Genomic DNA, 20,157 nt, shown 5'->3' with positions numbered 1-20,157 from the left:
TAATGTTTAATGTGAATCAATAATTATAGCCCTACCTGTAAACCAACTAATAATGTACGCGGGTTAGGGAATGAACCATAGTCGAAACCGCGGTTAATAGTACCATCGTTAATAAAATCGGGGTCGAAACCTTTGTACTTAGTTATGGTATACAGGTTTTGACCTGACAGATAGATCCTGAAACTCCTGAACACATGTGTACGGTTTAATAGCGATGCTGGCAGCGTGTAACCTAACTGAGCGGTTTGCAGGCGCGCGTATGAACCACTTTGTATAAACCTGTCCGAGTTGCGGTTATTGGCATTAGGATCACCAATTACCGGCCTTGGCACATTGGTGTTGGTGTTTGCAGGTGTCCAAAAGTTAAGCTCATCGGTACTGGCATTAGTATATTGCCCGGTCATTAATGACTGGTAAACACCATTGGCTATTTTACTGCCGTAGTTACCCTGTATAAATACCGATGCATCAATGTTTTTATAGTTGGCGCTTAAGTTAAAACCATAGTACAATTTTGGAATGGCCGAGCCTAAGTAAACACGGTCGGCATCGTTAATGATATGATCGCCGTTGGTATCAACAAATTTAATATCGCCCGGTACGGCACCAGTTTGGGTGGCATGCGCGGCTACATCGGCAGCATCTTTAAAAATACCTTCGGTTTTAAACGCGTAGAGCTGACCAACCTGGCCACCAACCTCGGTTTTGCTGTAAGCACCATAAATTGGGTTACCGCCATTACCTAATGATAATACCTTATTTTTAACTGTCGACGCGTTGGCGCTGATGGTGTAATTAAACGGTCCGGTATCCCTGCTGCGGTACGTTACTGTAAACTCGATACCCTTATTGGTGAACGATGCAGCGTTAACCAGCGGTGTATTAATTGCACCAACCGAAATAGGAATTGGAACTGGTAAAAGGATGCCTATAATTTTATTGACATAATACTCTGATGAAAATGCTAACTGATCATGGAATAAGCTCAGATCTAACCCTATGTTGGTAGTGCGTTTTTGCTCCCATTTGTTGGTTTGGTCAAACACCTGGGTTTGGGTTGCGCCCGATGCCAGGGTATTACCAAACACATAGCTCGCATTTGCATTAACCACGGACTGGTAAGGATAAAACGGAAGCGCGTTCACGTTACCCAAAGTACCGTAGCCCGCTTTTATTTTTAACTGAGAAACGGCATCCGGCAGGTGCAGGAATTTTTCTTTAGCAATGTTCCAGCCCACAGATACACCGGCAAAATTACCAAAACGGTTGTATGATGGCAGTTGCGATGTACCATCGCGCCTGTAGTTTGCGGTTAACAGGTAACGATCATCGTAGTTGTAGTTGACACGGCCAAATATGGGCGAATAAAATTTGCGCAGGTTACTATCGCTAAATACTGTTTTATCGACCGTATTGCTCACGTTATTAAATGCAAACAGGTAAGGCTGCGGCAGGTTATACGCTACACCGGTAAGGTTATCATTCTTATCTTTTTGGTAAGCAGTACCTGCAAGCAACTCAATATTATGCTTGTGGATGCTTAGTTTATAGCTTAATGTATTTTCAATAAGTGCTGTATAGTAATTGCCACGGGCATCGCTGTAATAAGCTGTTGTGTTTGGGTAAAACCAGCCCAGGTCATAAATAGGATCAAAATAAGTGTTTTTAAAATCGTTACGGTCATAACTTCCGCTTAAACGGTATTTCAGATTTTTAACAATTTCAACTTCCATCCAGGCAGATGCCAGCATACGGTTACGCTGGCCGGTGCTGTTTAACAAATTATTTACACCGATAATATTTAGCGAGATGGCTCTTTGGGTATTTTGATCAACACCCCCGTAACCACCAACGCGATTAGGGTCAAGAATAGGCATAGTTGGGATGGCTGTAACCAAATCAACAATCTGGTTACCGGTACCATGCAAGTGCGGGTAGGCCAGGTTATTATAATCACCTTCGGTGTAGGCAAACTTGGTACCAAAAGATACAATGCCTTTTTTACCCTGTATATTACCGCTCAGGTTATAACGGGTATAAGCCGGCCCCGAAACAGTAGTACCCGTTTGGTTAAAATAATCAAAAGCGACATTATAGTTCATGGTTTCATTACCGCCGGATAGACCCAGGTCATGACTTTGGGTATAGCCGGTTCTGAAACCAGATTTTTGCCAGTCGGTATTTACATTACTGATGAATTTACTTGAGGTTGGATCATTGCCTGGCGCCAGGGATAAGCCGGCATTTGTTTCGGCAGCATCGGCAATTTTCTGGTAGCCTATCCTATCGGTAACCGATAGTGTTTTAGGATTTTTTTGAAAGCCGAAATAACCATTATAGTTAATTTTCATCGGGCCGTTTTTTCCTTTTTTGGTGGTGATAATGATCACTCCGTTGGCTCCGCGAAAACCATAGATTGCCCCTGCTGATGCATCCTTTATAACCTGCAGACTTTCAATATCGCCGGGAGGAAAATCAAAGGGTTCCATAGTTGGCACGCCATCAATAATATAAAGCGGGTTGTTATTAATTAATGAGCTTACCCCGCGGATGCGAATAGATACGCCTTCGCCGGGTACACCAGAGCCATTTACCTGTACACCGGCTACCTGGCCTTGCAATGCCCTGGCAATATCCGGTGTGCTACGTTTAGTGGCATCTTTAACGTTTACAACGGTAACAGAGCCGGTAAGATTTTCTTTCTTCTGCGTACCGTAACCAACAACGATAACCTCGTTTAATGAATTTGACGCGGCCTTAAGCTGCACGTTAAGCACCGAATTGCCATTTAACGGCACCTCCTGGGTTGCGTAGCCCACAAACGAAAACACAAGCACCACATTGCTGGCCCTGGCATCCGGGATGTTTAAAACATATTTACCCTGAACATCGGTTTGGGCGCCCGCAGCAGCTCCTTTTACTTTGATGCTTACTCCAGGCAATGGCAGGTCGCTTTCGTCTGTTACCCTTCCAGTAATGGTAAGCACGGAAACGATACCGCCTTTTTCTGAAAGTATTACCAGGTTATTGTCGCTTAACTTGTATACCAGGTTGGTTTTGGCAAGCAAGGCAGTCATAGTTTCATCAAGCGATGCGTTGGTAACATTCAGGCTTGCAGGCAAAACATTTTTAGCCAGTATATCATCATTGTACAAAAAGCGGTAGTCAGATTTTTTTTCAATTTCTTTAAATGCCTTTTTCAAGGTAACATTCTGGAAATTGACGTTTATTATACTCTGGCCATATCCTTTTGCAAAAGCCTGTAGCGATGACATGATCACCAGGGCAAGGATAAATTTACACATAAAAAAGATTTTCAAAAATTGGTTTAACCGCACTTGGTTAATGCGGGGTACATTTTTTTTCATAATTTAGCATTAAGGTTGTTTAACTATTTGGTTTTCTAAAGGGCTGGTAGTTAACTTTTACCACATACACGGGGGGATGCGTCAACATTTCCCCGTTTTTTGGTTTTAGTTTAGATACTTATATAAGCATAGGCTATTTAATTAATTAGTTAAATGATTAATTATCAATAAATTAAAATTTGATTATTGTCGGTTTTATAACGGAAATAAGTGGCGGACTGCAGGGCTCTTAAGGCTTTACCGATAGATTCATTTTGAAACTTACCGGTAAATCTTAACTTTTTAAACTCCTCATCTTTAAAGCTGATGGTCACATTATAGCGGCGTTCCAGCTTTTTGGAAAGGCTTTCAAAATCTTCGGCATCAAAAGCAAGTTTATTCTCAATCCATAATGCCTCTGATGGTAAAGTATCCTTTTTAGCCAGGTGAATCCTGCTTAAGGCCATTAAAGGAATTTCTTCTACTATCCCGCCTTTAGATGAAATAGCCGCTTTACCGTTAACAAATAGTTGCTCATTATTAATTGTAACCTTATCAGCTGCTTTTAAAATGATCTTCTTTTCGGGATTTTTTAAAACGGTCAGTTCAATGCGTCCCCTTAACAATGAAGTTTCTGATGTTTTATCGGTGGCGTATGCCCTTACATTAAATTTGGTACCCAATACCTTAATGCTGATGGTTGACGTAGTAACTATAAAAGGATGATCGGGGTCTTTTTCAACATCAAACAAAGCCTCGCCTACAAGGTATACCGCTCTTTGTTCGGCGCCATAATTTGCTCCATAAACTAATTTACTGCCAGAGTTTAGCCACACCTTGCTACCATCTGGCAATTGAATTTTACTAATGCCGTTTTGCGGCGCCATAATCTGGTTGGTTTTGTGGTTATCTATAACATTCTTTTTATTGAACATTATAAAAACCAGCGCAAAACAGGCCGCTACAACAAATGAAATAATTTTAAGGAATTTCATAATACCCAATTTCGGCTTAAGCTGTTCAGTATCTTCCGATTGTGAAACTTCTTCCGATTCTAACTTATCGGCATTATCAAGTTTAGTTTCAAAGGCCAGCCATTTAGCATCTAACTTTCCCGCTGCTGTTTTCTGGTGCTCTCTTTTCCAGATCTCTTCCAATTGAGCAAGCGGATACTGGTCTGCAACCCCTTGCTGTAGCAGTTCTTCAAGTTCAAGCAATTCTTCGGCGGTAGCCTCACCACTTAACTTTTTACCAATAAGTATCCAAATATTATTAATCATTATTTACGGCTCTAATCATAAAGACTGTAACTAATGAAAATACCCTGGCGAAAAATGAAAATTATTTTAAAAAGGATAAAATGACACATCACCCCGTGGGAATCGGGTTTAAATATTTTATGTAGAAAGAAGGGTAGCTCCTATGGAGCAAAGAAACATTTGAATTTTTGTGCTACAAACAGGTAGCCGCTACGCGGCATGTCTTCATATTGTAAATGTGCGGGGGTGTAATCGGATATTAGATGCAATATCCAGACCTCAGGCTGGTGCGATGAAAACACCGGCCAGAGGCTAAAAAATGAGTAGCCTGCACCGTTAGGTGCTACCTGTTTGTAGAAAAACCACGCCATTAACCCTTGCCTCGTAGAGGTTACCCTTTGCCGGTATGTTGGTTACTTTGCAAGTTTAGGGTTGCACCTACGGCGCAAATTTTATTTTTTTTTTGTTTGTTTGCTACAAACAGGTAGATCCTGCCTGAGCATTTCTATCTACTTAAAGTTTGCGTTAGCGATTGTAGCGGATACCGGCCAATGTGGCTAAGGCCTGTGCAGTATAAGCGTAAAGCGCGGGCCGCAGGTAACGCCATGATAAGATTTGAGATGACCGATATGAGACTTCTTGCTGTGGGAATTGATGGTATTATCGATGTTGATTGTTTGTTTTAGACATCCTGTAGTCTGGAAACTACAGATATAGTGGTTCGAAGTCTCCGACTCGAACAGCGGGGGTACTCGAAACCGGCAATGCCGTTTGCCACCCTCTTCAGCGCGTTGCCTATATGTTTAAAAGCTCGGCAACTTCCCAGTATTTAAAGCCTCCTCTTTTACCAGCTTAAAAAACACCTTGCATTGTCAGATAGTTTAGCTTATGGTCGGTGTTTTCACCGCACCATTTGTTGATGATCTCGTTTTCCAAAAAGGCCTTAACAGCCACTGTTATCAGTAAAATTGTTACGGTTGTAATCGGATATTAGATTCAATATCCAGACCTCAGGCTGATGCGGTGAAAACACCGACCAGAGGCTAAATGGGCTCAATTAATCACATTGCCTTGTATAAATGGAATTCACTAAGCATTATTGCCTTGTATAAATGGAATTACCCCGAAATAAGTATTAATTGCATGCTGTATCCGAACTGAACCATCCATGAGCATAAAACAGATTCAACAATTATCTTTTTTCTGAAAATGCTTTTCCTTGCGCTATGGTAGCGTTCTTTTGAGCGTTCGCTATACCCGATGAAATCTGTTTCAGCGCGTTACCCATATGATATTCCACAGTTTTTATGGAGAGGTTTAAAAGCTCGGCAACTTCCCTGTATTTTAGGCCATCCTCTTTTACCAGCTTAAAAACCACCTTGCATTGGTCAGATAGTTTGTTCAGCGAATTATTAATAACTTTAGTAACATCCCCGCAAATAAGCCTGTCTTCGCCGGTTGCCGCCGAATCAATGATCTCTATTTTTACATCATCAATATTTACCTGGTTTAATTGGGCCTTGGAGATGTGGGTTAAGGATTTGTTTTTAACCGAAACATAGCAATAATTACTAAAGTTATTAATTTCGGTTAGCCTCTGGCGCTGCACCCACAGGTTCAAAAATACATCATCAATGATCTCCTCAGCAGCTTCATCATTTTTTACAAACGATTTGGCAAACCAAAATAATTTAGAGTAATAAAACAGGTATAGCTTTTTGAAAGATGCCCGGTTATTATACAAAGCAATATCATTAAGCAGATATTTTATTTCGGTCTCGCTCATCTCAATCAGGGTATAATAATCAAACTATGGAACTACAATTATTTATAAGAAGCTTATTTACCTGCAAATTTGTATGTGGTTGCTGTATGATAGGTTTGCCCCGGCTTTAATACAGTTGATGCAAAAGCAGGCTGATTTGGCGCATCCGGAAAATGCTGGGTCTCTACACAAAATGCTGACCGGTACGCATAAGCCTTACCACCTTTACCATCGTTGGTTTTTCCGGTTAAAAAATTACCGGTATAAAACTGCAAACCTGGTTCATCAGTATAAATATCCATCACGATACCAGTTTCGGAGCTGCTGATGGTAGCTACAGATTGTGTGGCATCATGCTTGTTCAGCGCGAAATTATGATCATAACCTTTACCGTTATTCAGTTGATCGTCTTTGTCATTAATATTGGTGCCGATAGCTTTTGCGGTAGTAAAATCAAATGGAGTATTTTTTACTGCCTGCAATTTCCCTGTTGGTATCAGCGTAACATCAACCGGGGTAATATTATCCGCATCAATTTTTGCAATATTATTGAGGATGGTACTGCTGCCCGCGCCGTTCAGGTTAAAGTAAGCGTGGTTGGTTAAGTTTACAATAGTTGTTTTATCAGTAGTTGCGGTATACTCAATTTTAACGGCATTATCATCGGTAAGGGTATATGCTACTTTAACGGTTAACGTTCCTGGATAACCACCTTCGCCATCTTTAGATACATAGGTAAGGTTAAGTGTTTTGTCATCAACCTGTGTGGCATCAAACACCTGTGCATAAAAACCTTTAAACCCGCCATGCAGGGTATTAACGCCATCATTAATATCCAATTGATATGGTTTGCCTTCAAGCGTGAATTTTCCTTTACCTATACGATTACCATACCTGCCTATGATAGCGCCAAAATAGGGCTCTTTTGGTTTTTGGTAAGTTTTTAAACTATCGTAACCCAAAACTACATCTGTCAGTGTACCTTTTTTATCCGGAACCATCAGGCTTACAATGCGGCCACCGTAATTGGTAATGGCAACGCTGGCACCCTTGCTGTTTTTCAAGGTATATAGTTTAACGGCTTTACCATTTACTTCGCTTTCAAAATTTTTGGCATCGGGTATTGCGGCTTTTACTACCGATGTGGAATCGGTGTTGGCAGTCTTCGTCTCCGCCGGCCCATTACAGCCCATAAACAACGACAGCGCGAGGCCGTATAATAAAAAGTGCTTTTTTTCGTGCATTTTCATAATTCTTTGATAGTTTATCGCTCATCATCGCCTTTTATTGAAGCCTATTGAACGGTATTACTGGTTATAATTGGTGTTTGGTTTTTTAATCGGAGCATATTGATCGCCCTAATTAAAATCTAAGGTAGAATAAAATTATTTTAATTGTGATAAAAACAATTAAAATAATTTTCATTTTATTTGTGTACTCAATACACAAATAAACCTGTACAGATGCATTTTTAAGCCCTTTCCTGAATAAACAATGACTTGAAATTGATTTTTCTGTATCTAAAAAATTACATTTACCATCCTTATAAACCAAATCACATGCAGAAATATTCCAAACAAACACGACTTTTACTGGCAGTTGACTGCATTATCTTCGGGTTTGACGGCGATACCTTAAAGATTCTGCTTATTAAAAGGAGTTTCGAGCCACAGAAAGATAACTGGAGTTTGATGGGCGGATTTGTACAGCCTAAAGAAAGTTTAGACCAGGCGGCCAACCGCATTTTAAAACAACTAACCGAGCTTCAGGGGGTTTATCTGGAGCAATTACACACATTTGGCAACACAAAACGCGATCCTATAGAGCGCACAGTGTCTGTTACTTACTTTGCCTTAATTGATATTAATAAGTATCAAACCCAATTAAGTAAGGACTATCATGCAGAATGGTTCCCACTAAAACGTGTACCAAAGCTCATTTTCGATCAACAGGAAATGGTGGAGGCTGCAAAAAAACGCATCAGGTACAAGGCGGCCATGCATCCTATTTTATTTGAACTTTTACCCGGCAAGTTCACACTTCCACAATTGCAGACCCTTTACGAAAGCGTTTTTAATACGCCAATTGACAAACGAAATTTTAGCAAGCGGGTTTTAGCCACCGGATTACTCATCAAACAAAATGACAAAGACAAAGCAGGATCCAAGCGTGGCGCATACTATTATCAGCTTAACATGCAAAACTACTACGCTAAATTTCAGGCATTTATGAATTTCATCCCTAATCCTGATTCCCTTTTACATTAAATTTTCACCAACAGATTTTATAGTTTTTTAAATGTTTTTTTAGAAAAATTTTTTATTGTAAAAAAATAAGTGTTACTTCAACACGAATTATTAAACCAATATGAGTAAAGACCAATTTGTGATTGGAGTGGACTATGGGTCCGACTCTGTTCGTTCCGTATTAATCAATGCGCAAAACGGCGAAGAAATAGCCTCATCCGTATTCAATTATCCCCGTTGGCAGCAAGGATTATTTTGCAATGCCCCGGAGAATCAGTTCAGGCAGCACCCCCTTGATTATATAGAAGGATTAGAAACTACTATTAAAGATTGCCTGCAAAAGGCTGGTGGTGCTGATGCCGCCAAAGCCGTAAAAGGCTTATCCATAGATACCACCGGATCAACCCCTATCGCGGTTGATAAAACGGGTACACCGTTGGCATTAACCCCCGGTTTTGAACAAAACCCCAATGCCATGTTCATTTTATGGAAAGATCATACTTCGGTATTAGAAGCGGCCCAGATTAATGAACATGCCACCAAATTTGATATCAATTATTTAAAATATGTAGGCGGCATCTACTCATCCGAGTGGTTTTGGGCTAAGCTTTTACACATTATAAGGGTTGATGAACTGGTACGTACATCACTGCACTCATGGGTTGAGCATTGCGATTGGATTCCCTTCCTGCTAACCGGTGGCACTGATGTTAAAGAGATTAAACGCGGTCGGTGTTCTGCCGGGCACAAGGCTTTGTGGGCCGAAGAGTTTGGTGGCCTGCCGCCCGATGAATTCTTTTCTTCACTTGATCCTTTATTGAAAGGCATTACCGCTAAACTATTTACAGAAACCTATACCGCCGATGAAGCCGCCGGAACTTTAAGCGCTGAATGGGCCGAAAGATTGGGTTTATCTACAGATGTAATTGTAGGTACCGGTGCTTTTGATGCACATATGGGCGCGGTTGGTGGCCAAATTGAACCTTACCACTTAAGTAAGGTAATGGGTACATCAACCTGTGACATTTTGGTTGCTCCGTCTGCAGAGATTGATGGCAAACTGGTACGCGGTATTTGCGGGCAGGTAAATGGCTCCGTTATTCCGGGTATGACAGGTTTAGAAGCCGGTCAATCTGCCTTTGGCGATACGTATGCCTGGTTTAAAAATGTGCTTTTATGGCCTTTAAATAACTTGTTATCACAATCAACAGTAATAGATGCAGCTACGGCCGAAGCACTAAAAGCCGAAATGGCCGAACTGATCATACCTGAATTAAGCAGGCAGGCAGCCCTTTTACCTTTAGATTTTGACAACGAGCTATCAATAGATTGGTTTAACGGCCGCCGCACACCGGATGCCAACCAGGAACTGAAAGGCGCAATAACCGGTTTAGGTTTGGGCAGCGATGCGCCACGCGTTTTCCGTTCACTGGCCGAGGCTACCTGTTTTGGCGCTAAAAGCATTGTTGAGCGCTTCATTAGCGAAGGTATCCCGGTTAAAGGTATTATCGGTATTGGTGGCGTTGCCAAAAAATCACCTTTTGTGATGCAGATGATGGCCGATGTATTGGGCATGCCTATCCGCATTCACCAGTTTAAACACACCTGCGCTTTGGGTGCAGCCATGTTTGCAGCCGTTGTTGCAGGTATTTACCCAACCGTTGAAGATGCCATGCAAGCCATGGGTCGTGGATTTGATGTGGAGTATTATCCTAATAAAGATCTGGAAGCTGCTTACCTGGCACGTTATAATAAATATAAAACCTTAGGCAGTTTTATTGCACAGCAAATTGCAGATAAATCAACCCAAAGCTTAGCAGATAATTCAGTTTTAGCATGAGCAAGTATCAACATATAAAACAAGCTGCTTATGACGCTAATATGCAGCTGCCCAAACTCGGCCTGGTGCTGTTCACTTTTGGTAACGTAAGCGCTGCCGACAGGGCTTTGGAAGTTTTCGCTATAAAACCAAGCGGGGTGCCTTATGAAGATTTATCACCCGAAAAAATGGTGATTGTTAACTTTGATGGGGTTATTATTGAAGGCGACCTACGCCCATCATCAGATACACAGACCCACGCCGTATTATATAAACACTGGCCAAACATTGGGGGTATTGTGCATACCCATTCAACCTATGGCACTGCCTGGGCGCAATCACAACGCTGCATCCCTATCTTCGGTACTACACACGCAGATCACCTGACGGCCGATATCCCTTGTGCCCCGCCTATGAGCGATGAAATGATTGAAGGCGATTACGAATACCAAACCGGTTTCCAGATCATGGATCATTTTACGGCTGAGGGATTGGATTACAACGAGGTAGAAATGGTTTTAGTTGGTAATCACGCTCCTTTTACCTGGGGCAAAACCGCGCACAAAGCGGTTTACAATAGCGCCGTGTTAGAAGCTGTGGCACAAATGGCCTATTTAACCGAGCAAATTAATAACCAGGCCCCTCGCCTAAAAGATTCGCTTATCAAAAAGCATTTCGAACGCAAACACGGACCAAATTCTTATTACGGCCAATAAATGAAAACATCACTGCAATATATCATTATCCTGGCAGCGGGTTTGCTGGGTGCAAAAGCATCGGCACAAACCGTAGCCGCTACCCCACCCATGGGTTGGAACAGCTATAACTGTTTCGGCTCGGCTGTACATGAAGACGAGGTGAAAGCCAACACCGATTACATGGCCCAATACCTGAAACCGCATGGCTGGGAGTACATCGTGGTTGATTTTTTATGGTCGTACGACAACCCGCCGGGAAGTAACATTGGCAATCCCTTTCAGTTACGACTTCAGGATGGTTCCTATTTGCCTTGGCTTACCATGGATAAATGGGGCAGGTTAACACCACAGCCTACCAAGTTCCCCTCGGCTTTTGGAGGTAATGGTTTTAAGCCTTTAGCTGATTATGTACATGGTAAAGGTTTAAAATTCGGCATTCATGTAATGCGTGGCATCCCGAGGCAGGCTTATTGGGCAAAATCACCCATTAAAGGCACTAATAACATAACCGCCGATATGGTTGCCGATACTAATTCCAAATGCCCCTGGATGAACCACATGTACGGACTGGACATGAAAAAGCCTGGTGCGCAGGAATACCTAAACTCGCTATTGGAGCTTTACGCTTCATGGGGGGTAGATTTTATTAAGGTAGATGACCTTTCGCGCCCTTACAGTAACGCCGAAATTGAAGGATACCAAAAAGCGATTCAAAATTGCGGCAGACAAATAGTATTAAGCCTTTCGCCAGGTGAAACTCCTGTTGCACAGGCCGCGCATGCCACTAAATACGCTAATATGTGGCGCATGGCCGATGATTTTTGGGATAACTGGAAAGAGATCCTCCACATGTTTGACTATGCCAAAAGCTGGGAAGGCGTAGGTGGCCCCGGTCACTGGCCTGATTGCGATATGATACAGATAGGCAAGCTGAGCAAACGCGGCCCCGTTGGCCAGGAGCGCTTTAGCCGCTTTACCGAGGATGAGGAATATACCCACATGACTTTCTGGAGCATTTACCGGTCGCCCCTGATGATAGGCGGCAACCTGCCCGAGAACCGGGAATTTGAACTGAAATTATTTACCAATGATGAGGTACTTGCTGCCAATCAGAAAGGAACAAACCCGCGCCAATTGTATAAAAAAGATGGCGCCATGGTTTGGTACTCACAAATACCGGGCAGTAAGGATATTTATGCCGCACTTTTCAACATTGGCGATACCAACAAAAGCATAGCCATTGATTTTGCAGCCATTGGCCTCAAAGGCAAAATAAAGGTGCGCGACCTGTGGAAGAAACAAGATATTGGCCAATTTAAAAAAGGCTACCAGCAAAACATTAATCTGCACGGTGCTACCTTGTTAAGGCTATCGCCGGCAAGCAATTAAAACATTAACCATTATATAAATCACCCATTCGCTAATTCAATAAATCACTAATTATACAATGATCGATCTTAAAAAATTTGAAGTTTGGTTTATTACAGGAAGCCAAAACTTATACGGAGAAGAAACTTTAAAGAAGGTTGCCGAACATTCCCAGGAAATTGCAGCCGGGATAGATGCAGCCGGAAATATCCCTGTACGTGTGGTTTACAAACCCGTTGTAAAATCACCGGAAGAAATTTATGAAACCCTGCAGGCTGCCAACGTAGCGGAAAACTGTATCGGTATCATCACCTGGATGCACACCTTTAGTCCGGCCAAAATGTGGATCCGTGGGCTAAGCATCCTGAAAAAGCCAATGCTGCACCTGCATACCCAATTTAACCGCGATATTCCATGGAGCAGCATTGATATGGATTTCATGAACCTGAACCAAAGCGCCCATGGCGACCGTGAGTTTGGCTTTATGGTATCACGTATGCGCATTAACCGCAAAGTAGTTGTTGGCCACTGGCAGGATACCGAGGCTTTGGCCGAGATAGAAACCTGGACCCGCGCCGCAGCCGGCTGGCACGATTGGCAAGGTGCCAAATTTGTTCGCTTTGGTGATAATATGCGTTTTGTTGCTGTTACCGATGGTGATAAAGTAGAGGCTGAGTTAAAGTTCGGTTTCTCGGTAAATACCTATGGCATTGGCGACGTGGTTGCCGTGATCAACGCGGTAAGCGAAGAAGCAATTACTGCTTTAACAGATGAGTATGAGGCAACTTATACCATGGCAGATGATCTTAAAAAAGGAGGCGCCAGGTATTCATCGGTTTACGAGGCTGCTAAGATTGAGATTGGTTTACGTAAGTTTTTGGTTGATGGAGGCTTTAAAGGCTTCTCGGATACTTTTGAAGATCTGCATGGCATGTTACAGCTACCGGGTATTGCGGCGCAACGTTTAATGGCCGATGGTTTTGGCTTTGCCGGTGAAGGTGACTGGAAAACAGCTGCCCTGGTACGTGCCTTTAAAGTAATGGGAGCCGGTTTGGCTGGTGGTAACGCTTTCATGGAAGATTACACCTACCACTTCGATCCGGATAATGCACTGGTTTTAGGCTCACACATGTTAGAAGTGGATGCTTCTTTAGCTAACGGCAAAGCTTCATTAGAGGTTCATGCATTAGGTATTGGCGGCAAAGCCGATCCTGCACGTTTGGTATTCAATGTGGCTGGCGGTGCCGCACTTAACGCGTCTATCGTGGATATGGGTAACCGTTTCCGCCTGTTGATAAACGAAGTGGAAGCCGTTGAACCGGTTGAAGATTTACCAAACCTGCCTGTGGCCCGTGTGCTATGGAAACCACTGCCCGATATGAAAACCGGCTGCGCAGCCTGGATCTACGGTGGCGGTGCACACCATACAGCCTACAGCCAAAACCTTACCGCCGCGCATATGCAGGATTTTGCTGATATGGCCGGCATTGAATTTTTGAGGATTGGCAAGGATACCACTATCCCACAATTCAGAAATGAGATATTGTGGAATGAGGTGGCATATAGGTAGGAAGCCCCCTCTAAATCTCCCCCTGAAGGGGGAGACTTTTGATTTGCATGGTAGTAGGTTAAATGCTAAAGCAAGTATGACATTGCGAGGAATAAAACCCGAAGAATATTGAAAGGCAAATGACATTTTAAAACGGTTTGTCATCCTGAGGAACGAAGGATCTATTTGCAGACTGTACAGGGCGAAGAAGCATGGAGAAGAATAGATCCTTCACTCCGTTCAGGATGACAAAAGGTTTTTGTTGCAAACATGTCATTGCGAGAATAAAATCCGGCGGGGCTCTGAAGGAGAAAGGATATTTAAAAAAGGGCTGTCCTGCTGAGCCTGTCGAAGCATGTGGGCAAAGGCCTCTGCGCGCGCGAGTCTTCGACAGGCTCAGACTGACAGGCCCGCACGCCTCAAAATCCAACATGTCATTGCGAGGCACGAAGCAATCGCGAACTGTACAGGGGTAAACAACCTGCATGTTTGACGGGGATAGTTCCCGATTACTGCAATCGCAATGACATATGTTACGATTGATCCGCGTTAGGGATAGCAGTGGATACCGGCCTGCGTGTAATGCCTGCAGGCGTATGAACGGATAGCCCGGCCCGTAGGGAAACGCCCTTATTGGAACAAGGATGGAGAGATTAAGGAGCAAGGATAAGAAAACGAAAAAAGTGTTGTGTTGCGCAACAAGCGAAACAACACTTTTTTCTATCTATTTAATAATCAAATAAATACCAATTGTCATATTTTACAAAACGCAACAAAACCGCAACAGGATCATAAAATAAAGCTACAAAAGACTTATGAAGCTTTAAAACCTGGTAATATGGGTTAGTCCCACGGCTCATTGCGTTTTTAAATTAAATATCACCAAACAGGCAACCTACGATGGGATTCCGGGAGCCTGTTTTAAACAATAAAATAAAAAAGAGCTAATTAAACAAACTAATTAAACCCAATTTATGAATAAATTTGAAACCATTGATTACGCCATTTTCGTGATCTATTTTGTTGTGGTATCCAGCTATGGTTACTGGGTGTACAGCCGCAAAAAAAAAGCCAGTATCTCGGCCAGTCATGATTTTTTCCTTGCCGAAGGTTCGCTTACCTGGTGGGCTATCGGGGCCTCACTTATTGCTTCAAATATTTCGGCCGAGCAGTTTATAGGTACCAGCGGCCAGGGATTTGCTGTTGGTTTGGCTGTTGCAGCGTATGAGTGGGTAGCCGCTATAGCCCTTATTATAGTGGCAGTATGGTTTGTACCTGTGTATCTGAAGAATAAGATCTTCACGATGCCACAGTTTCTGCATACCCGTTATAACGAAACAGTGAGCTTTGTGATGGCCATATTTTGGTTGTTTTTATATGTGTTTGTTAATTTAACATCTATACTTTACCTGGGTGCATTGGCTATAAACAGCCTGGCCGGTGGCGGATACCTGCACGAAATCATTATCGGGCTGGCTATTTTTGCCTTGTTTATTACGCTGGGTGGCATGAAGGTTATCGGTTTTACCGATGTTATACAAGTGCTTGTTTTAGTTGTTGGCGGTTTGGCTACCACCTATATTGCCCTTACATTAGTGAGCGAGCATTTTGGTTTAGGTAAAGATGCCATGGCGGGTTTAAACGCTATGGTTAAAGACGCCCCCGATCACTTTAAAATGATGATGGCCAAGCCAAAAGCTGGCGCATCGCAAGCCGAGATCAATAAATACCTGGCACTGCCGGGTATAGCGATGTATTTTGCAGGCCAGTGGATAGTGAACCTTAACTACTGGGGATGTAACCAATACATTACCCAACGCGCCCTGGGTGCCGATTTGAAAACCGCCCGTACGGGTATCCTGTTTGCCGGTTTAATGAAACTGGCTATGCCTGTCATTGTAGTTTTACCGGGTATTGCGGCTTATGTATTGTACAAAAATGGTGGCCTGCAGCATGAAATGGCATCGGGCGGGCATTTTAATTCAGATAACGCTTATTCGGCCGTACTTGGCTTTTTACCTACGGGCTTAAAAGGGCTTTCGGTTGCGGCGCTTACTGCTGCTATTGTGGCTTCACTTGCTGGTAAGGCTAACAGTATCAGTACCATTTTCACCCTGGATATTTACAAAAAGCATATCAGCAAGGATGCCAGCGAAAAGAAAATGGTTATTGTAGGTAAAATAGCTATTCTTGCGGCTCTTATCTTCTCCATTATATTAACCTGGAAAGATCTTTTGGGCATTGGCGGCGAAGGTGGCTTCACTTTCATCCAAAAATACACCGGCTTTATTAGCCCCGGGATATTTGCCATATTCATATTAGGTTTCTTTTGGAAACGCACCACCGGTGCAGCGGCTATCGCGGGTATCCTCACAGGCTTCGCCATGTCGGTATTGTTTAATAACTATGCCCCGGCCTTGTTTGGACACGAAACCTTTTTGTACACCGCATTCCCTAATGGCAAGGGCGGTTACGAGATTCCGTTCCTGATCTGTATGGGCCTATCATTCCTGTTCACTATTATAGTGATGGTGGCTGTTAGCTTTGCAGGGCCTAAGGAAAACCCTAAAGCGTTCGATATACCAAGTAGCATGTTCAAGGTAGAGAAATCAACCCTGGCATTAATTATAGTAACGCTGTTATTACTTACCGCGCTTTATGTTAAGTTCTGGTAATATATCATAACACAATAAGGATCTTCTGGTTTATATATTGATTTGATCTCCCGGCGTGGTTGCCGGGGGATTTTTTGTTTCCGGGGATTCGCCGCCGGTACGCAGGCGTATCCCGGTTTAATTTGACCTCGCTATTAAACGGGCTGCCCCTTTCTCCATAGCACAAACACTACTGATAACCAATAAATTGCGAACAAATAAATTATTTATACCTTGTTTGATATCTTATAATACTCTAAATTGGTACAATTATCTACCATTTAGATGGCTTCGATTTTAAGCCGCAAATTAACAAGCAAGTTAAACCTAAATTCTTTCTTGTATGATCATCAACCCTGGATTAATAGAGAGCCTTATTTTTAAAAGATTTCAGCAAACTTTGCGCTTTACGCAGGATTCGCCAATTTTCCCTGATGTTTGGCTTGCCTATTTTGAACAACGCGGAGATCTTAAACAAGACCGGGTAGATCTTATTCTGTCACCTCATAAAAACTCTTCGGCATCGCAATTATTTACTGCATTGTCCCATAACCTGCTGCGGCAGGAAAAGCCGGAAGAAACAAGCGGCTGGCAACTGGCCACCAGTGGCGAATCTGTAGTAGCCTGCCTTACTTTTGAAGAACTGATTTTGGTTGCTTTACCCATGACGCAGTGGTGGCAAACCTACCTGTTTAAAAATAAGGAGCCTACCGAAGATTATTATTGGCTTATCCGGCTTATCGGGGCAATTGTGTTATCGGCAAATACCAATCAAACTCAAAGCGATAATCCGGCTGAAATATTAGAAGAATTTGAACACGCTTTTCATACTTACTTTGATGAATTTAAGCCCTTTAAAATAAAAGCGCCGGTTACCCTGTGGGCTATAAACCGCAACCGGCGCGCAACACTAACCATTGAAAGATCGGTACCGGCAACCAAAGCTGATGCCGGCAGGCGCTTATTTGAAATTGATGGTTCGGGTATTGCCTGGGCCGTGCTTGATTCTGGCATTGATGCCCGCCACCCAGCCTTCAGGAAAACAGATACAACTACAAAAAAACCTTTTGATGATGCATTAGGCGATAAAACGGATAAATTCTCTAATCATACCCGGATAGTTGCATCTTATGATTTTACAAGGTTCAGAAAAGTACTTGCAAGTATTCATAAGCAATATGCCTTTGACAAACCAAGACATATCCCCTCGGCCATCAAATCATCCGGCGATAGCGATGATGCGGGGCTTTCAGATAGCGAGTTAATGGACTTTGTTAAGGAAATAGATAATGATCTTAGAAACGGCAGGCTCCTGGATTGGTCGGTTATTGCTCCGCTGTTGCGGATTCCGCATAATATCCAGGAATACTATCCGCCTGTGCACCCGCATGGCACCCATGTAGCCGGTATTATAGGCGCAGGTATAAAAGATGAAGTTACCATGCAAAACGTTATAGGCATGTGCCCGGGGATAGATCTTTATGATCTCCGGGTAATGGATGATTCCGGGTCGGGAGAAGAGTTTAATATCCTGGCAGGCATCCAATTCATCCGCTGGATGAACAATCAGAAAGATGAACCGGCTATACATGGTGTTAACATGAGCTTTTCGATGGTGCATGAGGTGGCCAGCTATGCCTGTGGGCAAACCCCGGTTTGTATCTGCTGCGAAAAGCTGGTTAACGAAGGTACCGTTATTGTTGCCGCCGCAGGCAACCTTGGGCAGGCATTGTTTACAAGCACCGATAGCAGCACAAGTGCAGGGTTCCGGATGGTAAATATAACCGACCCCGGAAACGCCGAGTTGGTTATTACAGTTGGGGCAACTCACCGTAACAGGCCACATGACTACGGTGTATCCTACTTTTCGAGCAAAGGCCCCACCGGCGACGGAAGGTTAAAACCTGATCTTGTTGCCCCGGGAGAAAAAATTGTTTCAACCAGTATAGACAACAGTATGGAACGCATGGATGGTACATCTATGGCTGCCCCCCATGTTTCGGGCGCAGCTGCGTTAATATTAGCCAGGCATCGTGAGCTTATTGGCAAGCCGGGCAAAGTTAAACAGGCCCTGTGCAAAACAGCTACCGATCTGGGCCGGGAAAAGTACTTTCAGGGTTGCGGCATGCTTGATGTGTTGCGGGCCATTCAATCGATTTAAAAAACAGTTTATCATTCACTAAATCTCATTTCATATGCTTTTCAGTTTAGAAGTTCTTGAAGCTAAATATGGTGATTGCCTGTTGCTTCATTTTGGCGACCCTAATGATCCAAAATCTATATTGATTGATGGTGGCCCGCCGGGTGTTTACTCAAAAACACTAAAGCCCCGCCTTATGGCAATTAAAGCGAAACTTGCCGGCGACGAACCATTGCCCCTTGCTATGGTCATGATCAGCCATGCTGATGAAGATCATATACAGGGTATTATTGACCTTACAGATTCCATGACAGATAAATTATCGGAGAAGGAACAACAGGATTTCATTATTGATAACTTTTGGTTTAACAGTTTTGATGATATTATCGGGAACCAGCAAATACCCATCATTAAAGATTTAAAAACTTCTGCACATGCGGCAGATATAAGCTCCCTGCAAATTCCTCAGTTTGATAATGCCCCCGAACATATTGTTGCCGTAATAGCCTCTACAGGCCAGGGAAGGCATATCCGCGATAACGTTGCCAAATTAAATCTATCCGTTAACGCTCCCTTTCAAAATCTTAAGCCGGGTAATACAAAACTTGTTCGCGGCGATATCAAGACTAAAAATTTACACATCGGCGATTTGGAAATTATTGTGGTACATCCTACCGCGCAACGATTACAGGAACTACAAACACAGTGGGATAAAGATTTAAAAAAAGCAGCCAAAGCAAAAAGCAAGGAAGAAAGTAAGAAGATCATCGTTTCGAGTCTTATTAATAATGATAAATCGCCGTTTAATTTATCCAGCATAGTTTGCCTGGTTAAGTTTGGCGATAAAAAAATGCTGCTTACCGGCGACGGCAGGAGCGATGATATATATGCAGGCTTAAAACTAAAGGGGCTGCTTGATAAAGACGGAAAAATACACGTTGATATACTTAAAATGCCGCATCATGGGAGTAAAGCAGATATGACCCCGGAATTTTTAATGCATGTAACTGCAGATCATTATGTGGTATCGGCCAGTGGTAAATTTAACAACCCCGATCAGGAGACATTAGATATGATGGACCAGGCCGTGAAAAAGGGAACCCTGCATTTAACCAACCATGATGGTGAGCTGGGCCTTAAAAAAAAGATGGATGATTTTATAGAAAAACTAAGCAGCAATGGCAATGCTTTGCAGGTAGCATTCAGGAACGATGCCGACTTATCGTTTATTATCAATTTAGAAGACAAGGTCAATTTTTAATTTTAAACAGCTAAACTCAATTTAAAACGAGGTAATAAACGCTTAGTTAAA

Annotated in this window: 13 protein-coding genes; 8 read left to right on the top strand and 5 right to left on the bottom strand. The window is 42.9% G+C overall.

Annotated features, from left to right (window positions below; genetic code table 11):
- Positions 1-23: 23 nt before the first annotated feature.
- From Q0R88_RS01115 to Q0R88_RS01095, 5 genes are all read right to left on the bottom strand, one after another.
- Positions 24-3,305 (bottom strand): TonB-dependent receptor, encoded by a 3,282-nt coding sequence (locus Q0R88_RS01115; protein ID WP_295711358.1) that lies wholly within the window; start codon positions 3,303-3,305, stop codon positions 24-26.
- 227 nt (positions 3,306-3,532) lie between these two features.
- Positions 3,533-4,627, bottom strand: a complete 1,095-nt coding sequence (locus Q0R88_RS01110) for a FecR family protein (RefSeq protein ID WP_295711356.1) — start codon at positions 4,625-4,627, stop codon at positions 3,533-3,535.
- A 140-nt stretch (positions 4,628-4,767) separates the two neighbouring features.
- Complete coding sequence (locus Q0R88_RS01105) at positions 4,768-4,977, bottom strand: hypothetical protein (RefSeq protein WP_295711354.1); 210 nt, start codon at positions 4,975-4,977, stop codon at positions 4,768-4,770.
- A gap of 821 nt (positions 4,978-5,798) precedes the next feature.
- Positions 5,799-6,392: an RNA polymerase sigma-70 factor gene (locus Q0R88_RS01100; RefSeq protein ID WP_295711353.1), complete on the bottom strand. Its 594-nt coding sequence runs from the start codon at positions 6,390-6,392 to the stop codon at positions 5,799-5,801.
- 53 nt (positions 6,393-6,445) lie between these two features.
- The gene (locus tag Q0R88_RS01095) at positions 6,446-7,621 is read right to left on the bottom strand and encodes an aldose epimerase family protein (RefSeq protein ID WP_295711351.1); all 1,176 of its coding nucleotides are present in this window, start codon (positions 7,619-7,621) and stop codon (positions 6,446-6,448) included.
- 309 nt (positions 7,622-7,930) lie between these two features.
- Between Q0R88_RS01095 and Q0R88_RS01090 the strand changes: the two genes are divergently transcribed.
- The 8 genes from Q0R88_RS01090 to Q0R88_RS01055 all read left to right on the top strand — a co-directional run bounded on the left by Q0R88_RS01090 (position 7,931) and on the right by Q0R88_RS01055 (position 20,106).
- Positions 7,931-8,638, top strand: a complete 708-nt coding sequence (locus Q0R88_RS01090) for an NUDIX domain-containing protein (protein WP_295711349.1) — start codon at positions 7,931-7,933, stop codon at positions 8,636-8,638.
- A 100-nt stretch (positions 8,639-8,738) separates the two neighbouring features.
- Positions 8,739-10,457 (top strand): ribulokinase, encoded by a 1,719-nt coding sequence (locus tag Q0R88_RS01085; protein ID WP_295711347.1) that lies wholly within the window; start codon positions 8,739-8,741, stop codon positions 10,455-10,457.
- Positions 10,454-11,152 (top strand): L-ribulose-5-phosphate 4-epimerase, encoded by a 699-nt coding sequence (locus tag Q0R88_RS01080; RefSeq protein WP_295711346.1) that lies wholly within the window; start codon positions 10,454-10,456, stop codon positions 11,150-11,152. Before Q0R88_RS01085 ends, Q0R88_RS01080 begins: the two co-directional genes overlap by 4 nt.
- A complete protein-coding gene (locus Q0R88_RS01075) occupies positions 11,153-12,523 on the top strand; it encodes a glycoside hydrolase family 27 protein (protein ID WP_295711344.1) in 1,371 nt (456 codons plus the stop codon). It abuts the gene before it with no gap.
- Positions 12,524-12,581: 58 nt separating this feature from the next.
- Positions 12,582-14,072 carry an L-arabinose isomerase gene (gene araA, locus Q0R88_RS01070; RefSeq protein WP_295711342.1) on the top strand — a complete coding sequence of 497 codons (1,491 nt, stop codon included), beginning with the start codon at positions 12,582-12,584 and terminating at the stop codon, positions 14,070-14,072.
- Positions 14,073-15,025: 953 nt separating this feature from the next.
- Positions 15,026-16,726: a sodium/solute symporter gene (locus tag Q0R88_RS01065; RefSeq protein ID WP_295711341.1), complete on the top strand. Its 1,701-nt coding sequence runs from the start codon at positions 15,026-15,028 to the stop codon at positions 16,724-16,726.
- A gap of 322 nt (positions 16,727-17,048) precedes the next feature.
- On the top strand, positions 17,049-18,866 hold the full coding sequence (locus Q0R88_RS01060; protein WP_295711339.1) for a S8 family peptidase: 1,818 nt from the start codon (positions 17,049-17,051) through the stop codon (positions 18,864-18,866).
- A 34-nt stretch (positions 18,867-18,900) separates the two neighbouring features.
- Complete coding sequence (locus Q0R88_RS01055) at positions 18,901-20,106, top strand: hypothetical protein (protein WP_295711337.1); 1,206 nt, start codon at positions 18,901-18,903, stop codon at positions 20,104-20,106.
- Positions 20,107-20,157: the final 51 nt, after the last annotated feature.

The organism is Mucilaginibacter sp. (genome assembly GCF_025362475.1).
Taxonomy (GTDB): Bacteria; Bacteroidota; Bacteroidia; order Sphingobacteriales; family Sphingobacteriaceae; genus Mucilaginibacter.
The sequence above is the reverse complement of the archived record's forward strand: the minus strand, read 5'-3'. Positions and strand labels throughout refer to the sequence as shown.

Coding starts and splice junctions, on each gene's coding strand:
- Q0R88_RS01115 (WP_295711358.1), bottom strand. CDS start 3,305: ATGTGTAAATTTATCCTTGCCCTGGTGATCATGTCATCGCTACAGGCT.
- Q0R88_RS01110 (WP_295711356.1), bottom strand. CDS start 4,627: ATGATTAATAATATTTGGATACTTATTGGTAAAAAGTTAAGTGGTGAG.
- Q0R88_RS01105 (WP_295711354.1), bottom strand. CDS start 4,977: ATGGCGTGGTTTTTCTACAAACAGGTAGCACCTAACGGTGCAGGCTAC.
- Q0R88_RS01100 (WP_295711353.1), bottom strand. CDS start 6,392: ATGAGCGAGACCGAAATAAAATATCTGCTTAATGATATTGCTTTGTAT.
- Q0R88_RS01095 (WP_295711351.1), bottom strand. CDS start 7,621: ATGAAAATGCACGAAAAAAAGCACTTTTTATTATACGGCCTCGCGCTG.
- Q0R88_RS01090 (WP_295711349.1), top strand. CDS start 7,931: ATGCAGAAATATTCCAAACAAACACGACTTTTACTGGCAGTTGACTGC.
- Q0R88_RS01085 (WP_295711347.1), top strand. CDS start 8,739: ATGAGTAAAGACCAATTTGTGATTGGAGTGGACTATGGGTCCGACTCT.
- Q0R88_RS01080 (WP_295711346.1), top strand. CDS start 10,454: ATGAGCAAGTATCAACATATAAAACAAGCTGCTTATGACGCTAATATG.
- Q0R88_RS01075 (WP_295711344.1), top strand. CDS start 11,153: ATGAAAACATCACTGCAATATATCATTATCCTGGCAGCGGGTTTGCTG.
- araA (WP_295711342.1), top strand. CDS start 12,582: ATGATCGATCTTAAAAAATTTGAAGTTTGGTTTATTACAGGAAGCCAA.
- Q0R88_RS01065 (WP_295711341.1), top strand. CDS start 15,026: ATGAATAAATTTGAAACCATTGATTACGCCATTTTCGTGATCTATTTT.
- Q0R88_RS01060 (WP_295711339.1), top strand. CDS start 17,049: ATGATCATCAACCCTGGATTAATAGAGAGCCTTATTTTTAAAAGATTT.
- Q0R88_RS01055 (WP_295711337.1), top strand. CDS start 18,901: ATGCTTTTCAGTTTAGAAGTTCTTGAAGCTAAATATGGTGATTGCCTG.